This is a genomic window from Pseudoxanthobacter soli DSM 19599 (assembly GCF_900148505.1).
Taxonomy (GTDB): domain Bacteria; phylum Pseudomonadota; class Alphaproteobacteria; order Rhizobiales; family Segnochrobactraceae; genus Pseudoxanthobacter; species Pseudoxanthobacter soli.
The window spans coordinates 37,750-52,156 of record NZ_FRXO01000007.1 but is presented as its reverse complement, the minus strand read 5'-3'; the positions used below and the strand labels follow the sequence as shown (position 1 = coordinate 52,156).

The 14,407-nt window shown below is 70.5% G+C and carries 12 protein-coding genes and 1 pseudogene; 5 read left to right on the top strand and 8 right to left on the bottom strand.

The window, feature by feature from the left end; all coding sequences use genetic code 11:
* Nucleotides 1-410: 410 nt before the first annotated feature.
* From BUF17_RS16590 to BUF17_RS16555, 8 genes and pseudogenes are all read right to left on the bottom strand, one after another.
* On the bottom strand, nucleotides 411-1,847 hold the full coding sequence (locus tag BUF17_RS16590) for an FAD-binding oxidoreductase (protein WP_073630762.1): 1,437 nt from the start codon (nucleotides 1,845-1,847) through the stop codon (nucleotides 411-413).
* A 24-nt stretch (nucleotides 1,848-1,871) separates the two neighbouring features.
* On the bottom strand, nucleotides 1,872-2,654 hold the full coding sequence (locus tag BUF17_RS16585; protein ID WP_073630760.1) for an SDR family NAD(P)-dependent oxidoreductase: 783 nt from the start codon (nucleotides 2,652-2,654) through the stop codon (nucleotides 1,872-1,874).
* A gap of 61 nt (nucleotides 2,655-2,715) precedes the next feature.
* The gene (locus BUF17_RS16580) at nucleotides 2,716-3,804 is read right to left on the bottom strand and encodes a glycerol dehydrogenase (RefSeq protein WP_073630758.1); all 1,089 of its coding nucleotides are present in this window, start codon (nucleotides 3,802-3,804) and stop codon (nucleotides 2,716-2,718) included.
* Nucleotides 3,791-4,564 carry an SDR family NAD(P)-dependent oxidoreductase gene (locus tag BUF17_RS16575; RefSeq protein WP_073630756.1) on the bottom strand — a complete coding sequence of 258 codons (774 nt, stop codon included), beginning with the start codon at nucleotides 4,562-4,564 and terminating at the stop codon, nucleotides 3,791-3,793. Before BUF17_RS16575 ends, BUF17_RS16580 begins: the two co-directional genes overlap by 14 nt.
* Nucleotides 4,565-4,668: 104 nt before the next feature.
* A pseudogene (locus BUF17_RS16570) lies at nucleotides 4,669-6,202 on the bottom strand (xylulokinase); the annotation flags it as partial.
* Nucleotides 6,203-6,294: 92 nt separating this feature from the next.
* Nucleotides 6,295-7,275: an ABC transporter permease gene (locus BUF17_RS16565; protein WP_073630752.1), complete on the bottom strand. Its 981-nt coding sequence runs from the start codon at nucleotides 7,273-7,275 to the stop codon at nucleotides 6,295-6,297.
* Nucleotides 7,272-8,807, bottom strand: a complete 1,536-nt coding sequence (locus BUF17_RS16560) for a sugar ABC transporter ATP-binding protein (RefSeq protein ID WP_073630750.1) — start codon at nucleotides 8,805-8,807, stop codon at nucleotides 7,272-7,274. Before BUF17_RS16560 ends, BUF17_RS16565 begins: the two co-directional genes overlap by 4 nt.
* 156 nt (nucleotides 8,808-8,963) lie before the next feature.
* On the bottom strand, nucleotides 8,964-9,947 hold the full coding sequence (locus BUF17_RS16555; RefSeq protein WP_084564805.1) for a sugar ABC transporter substrate-binding protein: 984 nt from the start codon (nucleotides 9,945-9,947) through the stop codon (nucleotides 8,964-8,966).
* Between the two features lie 216 nt (nucleotides 9,948-10,163).
* Here BUF17_RS16555 and BUF17_RS16550 point away from each other — a divergent pair, with 216 nt between their 5' ends.
* The 5 genes from BUF17_RS16550 to BUF17_RS16530 all read left to right on the top strand — a co-directional run bounded on the left by BUF17_RS16550 (nucleotide 10,164) and on the right by BUF17_RS16530 (nucleotide 14,358).
* The gene (locus BUF17_RS16550) at nucleotides 10,164-10,784 is read left to right on the top strand and encodes a glucose-6-phosphate isomerase (RefSeq protein ID WP_073630748.1); all 621 of its coding nucleotides are present in this window, start codon (nucleotides 10,164-10,166) and stop codon (nucleotides 10,782-10,784) included.
* Between the two features lie 105 nt (nucleotides 10,785-10,889).
* Nucleotides 10,890-11,546, top strand: a complete 657-nt coding sequence (gene eda / locus BUF17_RS16545) for a bifunctional 4-hydroxy-2-oxoglutarate aldolase/2-dehydro-3-deoxy-phosphogluconate aldolase (protein ID WP_073630953.1) — start codon at nucleotides 10,890-10,892, stop codon at nucleotides 11,544-11,546.
* On the top strand, nucleotides 11,543-12,499 hold the full coding sequence (locus tag BUF17_RS16540) for a shikimate dehydrogenase family protein (protein WP_073630746.1): 957 nt from the start codon (nucleotides 11,543-11,545) through the stop codon (nucleotides 12,497-12,499). Before eda ends, BUF17_RS16540 begins: the two co-directional genes overlap by 4 nt.
* Nucleotides 12,500-12,509: 10 nt before the next feature.
* Nucleotides 12,510-13,502, top strand: coding sequence for a phosphoglycerate dehydrogenase (locus BUF17_RS16535; RefSeq protein ID WP_073630744.1), 993 nt, complete (start codon nucleotides 12,510-12,512; stop codon nucleotides 13,500-13,502).
* Nucleotides 13,492-14,358: an MBL fold metallo-hydrolase gene (locus tag BUF17_RS16530; RefSeq protein WP_073630742.1), complete on the top strand. Its 867-nt coding sequence runs from the start codon at nucleotides 13,492-13,494 to the stop codon at nucleotides 14,356-14,358. Before BUF17_RS16535 ends, BUF17_RS16530 begins: the two co-directional genes overlap by 11 nt.
* Nucleotides 14,359-14,407 lie beyond the last annotated feature (49 nt).

The window sequence follows — 14,407 nt, the reverse complement described above, 5'->3', positions numbered from 1 at the left end:
GCACGCAACGCTTGCACTTTTCGATCACGTTTTCGTGATCATAGCCTCGGCCAAGCTTCGTGCAAGCTTCATGTGGCTGCCCTGCAACGACTTTCGCGCATCTATGAAAATGACCAGCCAGTCACGCGCCGCGTAATTTTATGGCGCTTTGGGTGCCGAAAGCCCGCCCCCCTGTATCGTCACGGCGCGGCGGAGCTGCGCGAATCGCGCATGGCCAAGCCTCGGTCACGCCAGAGCTTCAACCTCACGTCGCATATCGCACAACTTGTGTGGAGCGTCTCAAATCGGCTGCCGCGCCGGCGCTCCGAGCGCGTTCCGATCGAACGGGTTTCATCCCATCGACGGGACACCCCCCCCGCAAAAAGGGCGCAGATCCTGTTCACACCGTTCGATCGGACCCGGACGTGGTCTTAAGCGGGCGGCACCATGCGGCCGGGGCTGAGAATGCCCTTCGGGTCGAACAGCGCCTTGATGGCGCGCATCATCTCCCCGTCGAGCGCGGGCAGGCGCTGGCCGAAGGCGGCGCGCTTGGAGATGCCGATGCCGTGCTCGGCACTGATGCTGCCGTCCGCCGCATCCACGAGATCGAACAGCACCTTCTCCGCTTCCGCCAGCAGCCGATCCTGTTCCGCCCGGTCGAGATCCTGCCGGACAAGAGCGTTTAGGTGGATGTTGCCGTCGCCGACATGGCCATAGGCCACCGGCTCCAGCGCGGGTGAAATCGCCGCGATGGCCGCCTGACCCTCTTCGAAGATACGGGCGAGATCGGCGAGCGGCACGGAAACGTCGGAGCGCATGTGGTGGCCGCGCCGTGCCTGGCCTTCCACGAGCTGCTCGCGATAGGCCCACAGCGTCTGCGCCTGCTGGCGGCTCTGGGCGATGGTGCCGTCCGAGACGAGCCCGGCCTCCATGGCCTCGCCGAGGAAGCCTTCCAGCAGTGCGGGAAGGTCGACCGGGCCGCCGGCGCTCAGCTCCATCAGCACATAGTGGCTCGCCGGCGCCTCCAGCGGCTCGCCGAGCGACGGGCTCGCCTCCCGGGCGAGGTCGATGCACACCCGCGTCATCAGCTCGAATGCCGACAGCAGGTCGCTGCAGCGCCGCCGGGCCATGCCGTAGAGCGCCATGGCATCGGCCGGGGAGGCGACCGTCAGCAACGCCGTTTCGACCTGCTCCGGCCGGGGAAACAGCTTCACCACGGCGGCGGTGACGATGCCGAGCGTGCCCTCGGCGCCGATGAAGAGCTGCTTGAGGTCGTAGCCGGTATTGTCCTTGCGCAGCTGCTTCATGTCGCGCCACAGCCGCCCGTCAGGCAGCACCACTTCGAGGCCGAGCACGAGGTCGCGCATCATGCCCCAGCGCAGCACATTGATGCCGCCGGCATTGGTGGCGATGGTGCCGCCGATCTGGCAGCTGCCCTGGGCGCCGAGGCTCAGGGGGAAGAAGCAGTCCTCGGCCTCCGCGGCGGCCTTGGCCTGTTCGAGGATGCAGCCCGCCTCAACCTCCATGGTGAAGCCGACCGGGTCGACGCGGCGCACCGCGTTGAGGCGGGAGAGATCGATCACCACCTCGCGCCGGTCGCCCTGGGGAACCGTCGCGCCGACGAGGCCGGTATTGCCGCCGAACGGCACCACCGGCACGCCGGCCTCGAAGCACAGCCGCACCGCCGCCGCCACGCCCGCCGCGTCGCGCGGCCGGACCACGGCCCGCGGCGTGCCGTGATAGTCGTGGTGCCAGTCGGTCGAATAGCGCTCGATGTCGGCGGGGTCGCGCACCAGCGCGGCCGCGCCGAGCGCCTGTTCCAGCGCGGCGATGAGGGCGTCGCCGCCGGCCTCGTTCTCTCCCGTCATGGCGGCTCCCTTTCTTGATCCGATTCAGCCTTCGGTGGGGTTGCCACTGACATAGCCGCCATCGACCGGCAGGCAAACACCCGTGATGAAGGCGGCGGCGGGCGAGGAGAGGAAAAGCACCGCGCCGACCAGATCCTCCGCCTGTCCCCACCGCTTCAGCGCCGAGCGGCTGGCGATGGCGGCATTGCTCGCCGGCGTCTGCCACAAGGGCGCGGTCATGTCGGTCTCGTGATAGCCGGGCGCCACGGCATTGACGCGGATGCCCTCGGCACCGAAGGCATGGGCGAGACCGCGCGTCAGGCCGAGCAGGCCGGTCTTGCTCGCGCAATAGGCCGGCACGGAGGCGTCCGCGAGGTAGCTCAGCATCGAGGCGAAGCTGGTGACCGAGCCGCGCGAGGCGGCGAGCAGCGGACGCGCCGCCATGGCGAGCCGCATCGCGCTCGTCAGGTTGACGTCGATCACCTCCTGAAAGGTCGCGTCGTCATATTCCGCGTCGGGGCGGGCGATGCCGGCGGCATTCACCAGCACGTCGAGCCGGTCGAGCCCCGCGACGAAGGCGGTGATCGCCGCCGGATCGCGCACGTCGAGCGCCTCGAACCGCACGCCGGCATTGGCCGGATCGGCCTTGCGCGCCGCGAGCTTGGCGGCGGACGAACCCGTGGCGATCACCTCGCCGCCGAGTGCGGCGAACCCGCGGGCGACGGCAAGACCGATGCCGCTGGTGGCGCCGGAGACCAGCACGCGGCGGCCGGCGAAGAGATCGGGGCGGAAGCTTGAGACCGCATCGGCGAGGCGGGTGTCCGGCATGGCAGGTTCCTCCTTGATGGCCGGTGCCGGCTCACGCGGCCGTCCGGCTCGTTTTATGGGATCAGATGAGGGCCGACAGCGCCTCGACCACCATCGCCTCGGTCACCGGGAACGGCTCGTTGTGCACGATCTCCCCCGGGCGGCAGGCGCGCCGGGCGATGATGGTCAGCACCTCCCCGCCCGCGTCGGCGATGCCGAGGTCCGCAAGCCGCGTCGGCAGCCGTACCCGCCGGCAGAAGTCGCGCACCTCCTCGAACTCGGCTTCGGGCGCACCCTCGAGCCTGAGCTGCGCGAGCACGCCGATCGCGACCTTCTCGCCGTGGAGGCAATGGTGCACGTCGTCGAGTTCGCTCAGGCCGTGGTGGATGGCGTGGGCTGCGGCGACACCACCGGATTCGAACCCGATTCCGGAAAGCAGGATGTTGGCCTCCACCACCCGCTCCAGCGCCGGCCCGGCCTCGTGGCGGTCGTTCTCCGCCAGCGCCTCCTCGCCGAACGCAAAGATCGCGTCGCGGCAGCTCCGCGCGATCTGGTAGGCGAGCGGCAGGCCGCGCACCTGGAACATGTTGAGCGCCCCGCTCCTGCGGCACGCCTCCGCCTCGTACCAGGTGGCGAGCGCGTCGCCGATGCCGGCCGCGAGGAAGCGCGACGGCGCCGCCGCGATAACCGCCGTGTCGACCAGCACGAGGTCGGGATTGCGCGGCAGGAACTCGTCGCGCTCCACCGTGCCGTCGGCACGGTAGATCACCGACAGCGCCGAGCATGGCGCATCCGAGGCGGCGATCGTGGGCGCGACCACGCAGGCGATGCCGAGCCGGCGCGCCGCCGCCTTGGCGGTGTCGAGCGCCTTGCCGCCGCCGACGCCGACCATCACCTCCGCGCCGGCCGCCCGCGCGGCCTCGGCCAGCGCGCCGATCTCGTCGAGGGTGCATTCGCCGCCGTGGCGGACCAGGTCGAAGCGCTCGAACGCGCCGTCGGCCGCGGCAGAAAGCGTCGGCGCCAGCCGGTCGAACACCCCGCGGTCGACGACGCACGCCGCGCGGCGCCCGAACGGCGCCACCTCGCGCCCGAGCCGCGCCAGCGCCCCCGGTCCCTGCACATAGCGGCCGGGAAAGCGCATGCCCTGCATCACGCCCTCACCAGCAGACATAGCCGCCATCCGCCAGCACGATGGAACCCGTCATCAGGCTCGACGCCTCGCTCGCGAGGAACAGCACCACGGAGGCGACCTCGTCGGTGCGGCCGAGCCGGTTCATCGGTGTGCCGCCGACCCAGTGGCGGTACATCTCGGCGTCCTGGTAGACGTAGGCGTTCATCTCGGTGTCGATATAGGTCGGCGCGACCGAGTTGACCCGCACGCCCCGCGCGCCCCATTCGGCGGCGAGCGAGCGCGTCAGGTGGTGCACGCCGGCCTTGGAGGCGTTGTAGTTCGCCTGCTCCTGCGGGCGGTTGACGATGAAGCCCGACATCGAGCCGACATTGACGATGTTGCCGCCGCCGGCCTCCAGCATGCGCCTGCCGAACGCCCGGCAGCACCAGAACACGCCGTTGAGGTTGACGTCGATCACCTTCAGCCACACCTCGTCCGACATCGCCTCCGCCGGATGGTTGGAGATGGCGATGCCGGCATTGTTGACGAGGATGTCGATCCGGCCGTGACGGCCGGTGAGCGTCTCCGCCAGCCGCTCCACGGCGTCGCGGTCGGTGACGTCGAGCGCCTCGGCCTCGGCCTTGTGGCCGCGCGCGACAAGGCCGGCGGCGGCGCTTTGGGCAAGCGACCCATCGCGGTCGGTCACCACCACCAGCGCGCCGGCTTCCGCGAGCGCCTCGGCGATGGCGAGGCCGATGCCGCGGCCCGCGCCGGTGACGGCGGCGATCTTTCCCGCCAGCGAGAATTTTTCCATATACATGGGATGAATATCCTTGACGAGAAAGAAGGCGTCGTTCGGCCGCGGCTGTCCGCCCGGCCGGGCAGGCGGTCAGCCCATCGGTGTCGCGGCGTCTTCCCCGAAGCGCGCGTCGATGGCGGCCGTCCGGGAGGCCAGTTGGTCGAGGTCGTCGTAGAGCGCCTGCGAATGGCGGTAGAGCCGGTCGAACACCGGCTGGGTCGCGGCATAGATGTCGGACCAGCGCGGATCGGGCGCGATCTCGTCGGCAAAGCGCACGAACGCATCCGCCGCGTCCTCGACGCGGGAGAAGCGGCCGGTGGCGGTGGCGGCAAGCGCCGCGCAGCCGATCACGCCGCATTCCGGCTCCTGCGGCACGACCACGGGAATGCCGTAGGCGCTCGCCTTGATCTTCAGCCAGAGCGGCGTGCGCGCGCCGCCGCCGGAGGCGATGACCCGCGAGACCTTGAGGCCGGAATTCTCCTCCAGCACGCGGATGTGGCGGGCGACGCCGAGCGCCACACCCTCCATCACCGCGCGGTCGAGGTGGGCGAGGCCGTGGCTCGCGCCGAGGCCGAAGAACTGCGCGCGGGCATTGCGGTGGGCGCCGAAGCGCTCGCCGGTGAGATAGGGCAGGAAGATCAGCCCGGCGGATCCCGCCGGCGCCTGCGCCGCCTTCTCCACGATCTCGCCGTAGCCCGCCTCGCCGTCGTGCAGCGCGCGGCGGGCCCAGCGCATGGCGTCGCCGCCGCTTTCGAGCAGCATGAACGGACCCCAGTTGCCCTCCATGGTGGCGACGTTGGAGATCTCCGGGTCGAGCACCGCCTCTCCGGTGATGAGCGTGATGATGCAGGAGGTGCCGAGCACCTCCGAGGCGAGCCCCGGCCGGCACACGCCGGAGCCCAGCAGCGCCATCGGATAGTCCGCGCCGCCGACGAGCACCGGCGTTCCCGCCGCGAGCCCGGTCGCGCGCGCCGCCGCCTCCGTGATGCCGCCGAGGATCGCCTCGGGCTGGCGGATCGGCGGCATCATCCGCGCATCGAGGCCGAGGCGCGCGATCATCGCCGCCGACCAGTCACGCGTCGCCGGGTTCATCAGGAAATTGCACGAGGCTTCGGTGACGTCGGTCGCTATCTCGCCGGTCAGGCGAAAATTGATGTAGTCCTTGGGTGCCAGCACGGTGGCCGAGCGGGCGAACGCCTCCGGTTCCGTGTCGCGGATCCACTGCAGCTTGAAGGCCGCCCAGGCGGGCGTCGGCGGGTTGCCGCTCTCAGTGAGGTAGCTGTCAGGCGCGTTCGCCGCCTCGAAGGCGGCGACGAGATCGACGGTGCGCTTGTCGTTCCAGAGCGGAACGGTCTCGCGCGTCAGGTTGCCGGCATCGTCGATGAGCACGGTGCCGTGCATCTGGCCGCAGGCGCAGATGGCGGCGATGCGCTCCCGCGCGCCCGGATTGCCGTCCAGCACCTCCCGGATCGCCCCCGCGACGCCGTCCCACCAGTCCGCCGGGCGCTGCTGCGACCAGCCGAAGCGCGGCACGATCTGCTCGTATTCCCGCCCGGCGATGGAGACGATCCGCCCCGCCGCGTCGACGAGGGCGGCGCGCGCCGAGCCGGTGCCGACATCGATCGCCAGCGTGAGGTCGCAAGACGCGGGATGGGTCATTTCAGGCTCCGCGGCAGGGGCGCCTCGTTCGGCGGGCGCCCGGTTCCCAGTCTCTTTGTCAGCGGCGTCTCGTTGTCAGCGACGTCTCGTCGTCAGCGGCGCAGCCAGGCGGTGCCGTTCTGCAGCAGCATGGCGACGACGATGATCACGCCCATGAACACCTGCTGATGATAACCCGGCACGTTGGCGAGGTTCATGATGTTGCCGATCACGCCGAGCACGAGCACGCCGAGGAAGGTGTTGACCACCCCGCCACGTCCGCCCATCAGGCTCGCCCCGCCGATGACGACGGCGGCGATCACGTCGAGTTCCGCGCCGACGCCGACCGTCGCCGAGCCGACCCCCGAGCGCGAGGTGGAGATGATGCCCGCGACGGCGGCGAGCGCACCGGAGATGACATAGACCGCCATCACATAGCGCGGCACCGCGATACCCGAAAGCCGCACCGCCTCCTCGTTGGAGCCGATCGCCTTCACCAGCCGGCCGAACCGGGTGAAGCCGAGCACGATCCCCGCCACCGCGAACACCGCGAGCATCAGGATCACCGGCATCGGCACGCCCAGCACGAAGCCGGAGCCGAACCGCGTCAGCACCGACCCCGCGTCGCCCACCATCACCGGCTGGCCCTTGGAGATGATGAGCGCGAGGCCGCGGGCGACCGTCATCATCGCCAGCGTCATCACGAAGGCCTGCAGCCGCACATAGGCGACGAGGAAGCCCGCGACCGCACCGCAGGCCGCGCCCGCCAGCACCACCAGCGGCAACGCCGCGCCCGGCGCCCACTGGGCGATGAAGATCGCCGACAGCACGCTGCCCAGCGCCGCGACCGAGCCGACCGAAAGGTCGATGCCGCGCGTCAGGATCACGAACAGCATACCCACCGCCATGATCCCGGTGCCGGAAACCTGCCGCAGCACGTTCATGATGTTGCGTTCGGTCAGGAATGCCGGCGACTGGTAGCTCGCCACCACCACGAGCAGCACGAAGATGAGGAAGGTGCCGTAGCGGCGGAACGCCTCGGTGAGGTTGATCCGGGCTTTCGGGCTGCGGGCATCCGCTGAAACAGCGCTCATGGGGCGATCACCTTGGGTCTTGCGGCTGTCGGGCTCCGGTCCGCCGCCGTCCGGGCGCCCGAGATCGCGACGGACAGGAGATTTTCTTCGCTGAAGGCGTCCGGCATCAGTTCGCCGCGGATCTCGCCTTCGCCCATCACCAGCACCCGGTCGCACAGGCCGAACAGTTCCTGGTGTTCCGATGAGATGACGATCACCGCGCAGCCGCCTTCGGCGAGTTGATTGATCAGGGCGTAGATCTCCGCCTTGGCGCCGACATCGACGCCGCGTGTCGGCTCGTCGAGGATCACGACGCGTCCGCCGACGTGGAACCACTTCGCCAGCACCACCTTCTGCTGGTTGCCGCCGGAGAGGCTGGAGACCGGCGCATCGATGCTGGACGCCTTGAGGCGCAGCGCCTTCGCCAGCCGGTCGACGACGCTGCGCTCCGCGGCCTGGCGGATGAAGCCGAACGGGTTCGTCACCGGCGCCATCTTGGCCATGGTGGCGTTCACGCGGATCGGCAGGTCGAGGATGATGCCCTGGCCCTTGCGGTCCTCGGGCACCAGGCCGATCCCGGCCGCGACCGCGTCGCCGGGCTTGTGGATCGAGACCGGCTTGCCGTCGAGGAAGATCTGCCCGCCGTCGCGGCGGTCGGCGCCGAAGATCAGCCGGGCGACCTCGGTGCGGCCGGACCCGACGAGGCCGCCGAGACCGACCACCTCGCCGGCGCGCACCGAGAAGCTGACATCGCGGACGCGCCGTCCGGCATTGAGCTTCTCGACCCGCAGCACCTCGTCCCCGGTCCGGCGGCCGCCGCGCGCGGCGAACAGCGCGTTGAGCGGCCGGCCGACCATCAGGCGGATGACCTCGTCGAGGCTGCATTCGGCCGGCGTCACCACGCCGACCACCTGGCCGTCCTTCATCACCGTCATGCGGTCGGCGATGCGGAACACCTCCTCCAGGCGGTGGGAGATGTAGACCACGCCGACGCCGTCGCGGCGCAGATCGGCGATGATCTCCAGCAGCCGGTCGGCGTCGCGGGCGGCGAGCACGGCGGTCGGCTCGTCGAACACGATCACCTTCGCATCGCGCGACAGCGCCTTGGCGATCTCCACCACCTGCTGGTGGGCCACCGCAAGGTCGCCGACGATGGCACCGGGATCGATGTCGAACCCGAGGCGCTCGATCAGCGCCCGGGCGCGCGCCTTGAGCGCCCGCCACGAAATGCCGGCGGGAAGGTCCTTGAGGAAGATGTTCTCGGCGACGGACAGGTCGGGCGCCAGCGCCATCTCCTGGTGGATGACGGTGATGCCGCGGGCAATGGCCTCGCGCGGCCGGCGGAACACCACCGGCTCGCCGCCGACCAGCACCTCGCCGCTCGTCGGCTGGAACTCGCCGCCGAGCACGCGCATCAGCGTCGACTTGCCGGCGCCGTTCTCGCCGAGCAGCGCATGGACCTCTCCGGGCATGACCGTGAGGTCGGCGCCGCGCAGCGCGTGCACGCCGCCGAAGGACTTGGCGATGGCGCGCAGTTCAACCAGTGCCGTCATGTCTGTCGCCTCCGCCCGGGACCCTGAGAAATCGGCCACAGGAATCGGACCTCAGGAATAGAGCCGGTCACCCCGCGCGCCGGTCGGCGCGGAATGGCCGGATGAAGCCGCGGCGGCGGGCCGGAGCCACCGCCGCGGCATGACCTTGAGGGACGGTCAGAACAGCGAGTCGGGCTTGTAGAACGTGTCGACGTTCGCCTTCGTGATCACCGCCGGATCGGTATAGGAGATCTTCGGGAAGCCGGCCGGCAGCTCGCCGCGCAGCGCCTTCACGCCGTACTCGACGCCGAGGCGGCCGATCTCGGTCGGGTTGTTGAGGCCGGTGGCGCCGTACTTGCCTTCCTTGATCATGGCATAGGCTTCCTTCTGGCCGTCGGCGGCGGCGACCAGCAGAACGTCGGTCTTGCCGGCCTGCTCCAGCGCCTTGGCGGCGCCGAGCACCATGGAATCGTTCTCGCCCAGCACCACGTTCACGTCCGGATGGGCGGTCAGCAGGTCTTCCATCGCCTTCAGGCCGCCTTCGTGGGTCCAGCCGCCCCAGCCCTGGCCGACGATCTCGACGTCCGCCGAGCCGTCCTGGCGAAGCTGGCCCTCGACGAGGCCGCGGATGACGCCGAGGCGGCGCTCCTCGCCGACCACGTTGCCCTTGTCGCCCGAGATCAGGGCGATCTTCATCGGCTTGCCCTTCATTTCGTTCGCCAGCCACTCGCCGACGAGCTTGCCGTTGGCGTCGTTGGAGGACTGCACCAGCGTGACGTAGTTGGCCTTCTGGCTGAGCGCGCTGTCGATCACCACGACCTTGACGCCGTCCGCGGCGGCCGCGTTGACGGCGGGCACCAGGCCTTCCGGATCGCGCGGGTCGATGACGAGCACGTTGACGCCGCGCGAGACCATGTCCTCCACGTCGCCGATCTGCTTGGCCATGTCGTTCTGGCCGTCGGCGGTCGTGACCTCGCAGCCGAGCTTCTTGGCTTCCTCGGACGCGGCCTGAAGCTGGGCGGCATAATAGGGCGCGGCCAGCGTGAACATCGAGATGCCGACGACGCAGTCGGCGGCGCGGGCGACGCCGGCAGAGGCGCCGAGCAGGGTGGCGGCGAGCAGGCAGCCCTTCACGAGGCTGCGGGAACGCGTGGTCGGCATGGTCGGATTCCTCCCGGGGGTTGCAGCGTGACGAGGGTCTTTCGCCCTCGGATTTATGTAGCGATATTACCGATACGCGACACTCGTCAACGGGATTCGACGCTGCAATGCACAAAATCCCCGCATTAACGCCCTCATTCGCTGAATTGACCGCTTACCACTTGTTCTTTGGTTTCCCATTCAGTAGTGAAATTACAGACTGCCAAGGAGAGTGACATGCCCCTGATCGAACCCGCGCGCTGCCAGGTCGATGTCGCGGCCGGCCGCATGGCTGGCGGCACCGGCGCCTATCGGAAGCGCCTTGCCGACCTCGCCGGGCTCTATCTGGACGAGACCGCCTTTGCCGCCCTCGCCGCCCTGCGCGGCGACGAGGTGGTCTACGAAGTCGGCGACTTCCGCCCGAGCGAGAACCCCGGCGACATGATCTTCGGGCTCACCCGCATGAGCCCGGGCAAGGTCGGGGAGGAATATTTTCTCACGCGCGGCCACATCCACGCCCGCGCCGACCGGCCGGAGGTCTATTACGGCCAGGCGGGCCACGGCCTGATGCTGATGGAATCGCCCGCGGGCGACACCCGCATCGTCGAGGTCGGCCCGCAGACCATCTGCTACGTGCCGCCGCGCTGGATCCACCGCTCGGTCAACACCGGCACCGAGGACTTCGTGATGATGTTCGCCTACCCGGCCGATTCCGGTCAGGACTACGACATCATCGCCCGTTCCGGCGGCATGAAGACCCGCATCTTCGACGATGGCGCCGGCGGCTGGGTCGCCCGCGACAATGCCGATTACCGCCCGCGCAGCGCCGTCGAGATCGCCGCGCTGATGGCGGCCTGAGACCGCGCCGGCCGCAACGCCGCGGCCGCACATGCCCCTTCCCGGGCTTCAAGGCCAAGAATGCTACCAAGCATCCCAAAAGGGATGGCCACCAAGGATGTCCCCATGACCCATCCGTTCGAAACCATCGCCGCAATCGGTGTCGTGCCGGTCATCGCCATCGAATCGGCCGCCGATGCCGTGCCGCTCGCCGACGCGCTGCTCGAAGGCGGCCTGCCGATCGCCGAGATCACGTTCCGCACCGCCGCCGCTGCCGACGTCATCGCCCGCCTCGCCGAGGCGCGGCCGGACCTCGTCGTCGGCGCGGGCACCGTGCTCGACACCGCGTCCCTCGCCGCCGCCCGCGCCAGCGGCGCCCGCTTCGGCCTCGCCCCGGGCTACGATCCGGCCGTGGTCGACGCCGCCATCGAAGCCGGCCTTCCCTTCGCGCCCGGCGTGATGACGCCGAGCGACCTGTCGCTCGCGACGGGCAAGGGCGTGCGCGTCGTCAAGTTCTTCCCGGCCGGCACCATCGGCGGGCCGAAGGCGCTCGACTCCATCGCCGCGCCCTTCGCCCATCTCGGCGTGCGCTTCGTTCCGACCGGCGGCGTCACGCTCGACAACATGGGCGAGTGGCTGGCGCTCAAGGCCGTCGTCGCCGTCGGCGGCACCTGGATCGCCCGCACATCGGACATCCGCGAGGGCCGCTTCGCCGACATCACCCGCAACGCCCGCGCCGCCGTCGACAAGGCGTGCGCCCTGATCGAGGCCCGTGGCCGATGATCGCGACCTTCACCCCCGCCACCCGGCCGACCTTCTATTTCATCGGCGTGACCACGGGCAAAAGCTCGATCATGAAGGTGTTCCCCGCCTGGGCCGACACTCTCGGCCTCGGCGACGCGGTGATCGCCGGCATGGACTTCCCGCTCCACGCCGATCCGGCCGCCTATCGCGCCGCCGTGGAATTCATCAAGGCCGATCCGCTGTCCCTCGGCGCGCTGGTGACCACCCACAAGATCGACCTCTACAAGGCCTGCCGCGACCTGTTCGACGTGGTCGATCCCCACGCCGCCTTCATGGGCGAGACCAGTTGCCTGTCGAAGCGCGACGGCCGGCTCGTCTGCCATGCCAAGGACCCGATCTCCTCGGGGCTCGCGCTCGACGGGTTCATCCCCGCCGGCCATTTCGCCCGCACCGGCGGCGAACTGTTCTCGATGGGGGCCGGCGGCTCCACCATCGCGCTCACCTGGCACATGATGCGCCCCGAGCGCGCCGCCGACGCGCCCTCCCGCATCGTCGTCTCCAACCGCAGCCCCGAGCGCCTCGAGGAGATCGCCCGCATCCACCGCGAACTCGGCTCGCCGATCCCGGTGGACTATGTGCTGGCGCCGACGCCCGCGGCGAACGACGCCGTCACGGCCGGCTTGAAGCCCGGCTCGCTCGTCATCAACGCCACCGGCCTCGGCAAGGACGCGCCGGGGTCTCCGCTCACTGATGCGGCGATCTTCCCCGAGGACGGCATCGTCTGGGACCTGAACTATCGCGGCGACCTCGTCTTCCTCGACCAGGCGCGGGCGCAGCAGGCCTCGCGCCGCCTGCAGATCGAGGACGGCTGGACCTACTTCATCCACGGCTGGACCCAGGTGATCGCCGAGGTGTTCGACGTGGCGATTCCCACGAGCGGCCCGCGGTTCGACGAGATCTGCCGCATCGCCGCCGACGTCTCCAGGCGCTGAGGAGGCCCCGATGCCCGGTTCCGCTCCCCGCGTCCTCGTCACGCCCCGCTCGCTCACCGCGTCCGGCCATCCCGCGCTCGAAAGGCTCGGCGAGGCGGGTTTCGAGGTGGTCTGCTCCACTCCCGGCCGGCAGCCCGACGAACACGAGCTCGCCCGTCTGGTGCCGACCTGCGTCGGCTGGCTCGCCGGCGTCGAGCCGGTGTCCCCTGCGGTGATCCGCGCTTCGACGCAGTTGCGCGCCATCAGCCGCAACGGCGTCGGCGTCGACAATCTGCCGATGGACGTCATCGCCGAGCGCGGCATCGTGGTGCGCACCGCCGATGGCGCCAACGCCGCCGGGGTGGCGGAACTGGCGCTCGGGCTGATGTTCGCCTGCCTGCGCCACATCCCGCTCGCCAATGCGGGCATCAAGGCCGGCGGCTGGCCCCGCTTTCGCGGCGGCGAGATCCGCGGCCGCGAGATCGGCATCGTCGGCTGCGGCGCCATCGGGCGCGAGGTCGCCCGCCTCGTCACCGCGCTCGGCGCGCGGGTGATCGCGTTCGATCCGATGGAGCCCGATCTCGGCCTGCCGCCCGATCGCTTCTCCTATGCCGGTCTCCACGGGGTGCTCGACCGCGCGCAGGTCGTCACGCTGCACTGCCCGCCGCCGCGCGACGGCCGCGCCCTGATCGGCGAGGCGGAGATCGCCCGGATGCGGCCCGGCGTCTTCCTCATCAACACCGCCCGCGCCGGGCTCATCGACGAACCGGCGATGCTGGCCGCCCTCGATCGCGGCAAGGTCGCCGCCTACGCCACCGACGTGTTCCCCGAAGAGCCGCCCCGGGCGCTGTCCCTCGCAGGTCACCCCCGCGTGATCGCCACCAGCCACATCGGCGCCTTCACCGACGAGAGCGTGGAGCGGGCGACGGATCTCGCCGTCACCAACCTCCTCGAAAGCCTCTCCGCGGCCGGCGCCCATCCCGCAGCCCAGCCCGACGTCCAGCCCGCACCCCATGCCCGCTGATCTCGCCGTCGTCGCGGCCGCCGGGCCGCTCGCCGCCCGCCTCGCCCGGCCGCCCGCCGCCGGGATCGCGCTGCACTGGCTGGGGCAGGCGGGCTTCGTGCTCCGCAGCGCCCGTCGCACGGTGGTGATCGACCCCTACCTGTCGGACTCGCTCGCAGAGAAATATCGCGGCTCGGCGCGGCCCCACATCCGCATGATGCCGCCGCCGGTCGACATCGCCGGGCTCGGCGCGGTCGACCTCGTGCTCTCCACCCACCAGCACACCGACCACATGGACCCCGGCACGCTCCGCCCGCTCGCGGCGCGCCATCCGGATCTGCGCTTCGTGGTACCCCGCGCCGCGCGCGCCGAAGCCATGACGCGCACCGGCACCCTTGAGGACCGCCTCGTCCTCCTCGATGCCGGCGAGACGGCCGAGCCGGTCGCGGGCGTCCGGATCACCGCCGCCCGCGCGGCCCACGAGGCCCTGGAGCGCGACGCCGACGGCTGTCACCGCTTCCTCGGCTACCTGATCGAGATGGAGGGGGTCCGCGTGTTCCATTCCGGCGACACCGTGCCGTTCGAGGGACAGGCGGAGGAGGTGAGGGCGCTCGCGCCGGATATCGCGCTCCTGCCGGTCAACGGCCGCTCGGCGGGCCTCCTCGCAGCCGGCGTGCCCGGCAATCTCACGCTGGCGGAATCTGTCGCTCTCGGCGCCGCGGCGGGCGTCCCGGCGGTCGTCGCCCATCATTACGGCCTGTTCGATTTCAACACCGCCGATCCCGCCGACATCGACGCCCTCGCCGCCACGGCCGGCCCGCTGCGGCTCCTCCGTGCGCGCACCGATCGCGACCTCGTCCTCACGGCCCGGCCCTGAAATGCCGCGAACCGCTGGCAGCGGACGATTTGCCTTTTCCACGAAGCGC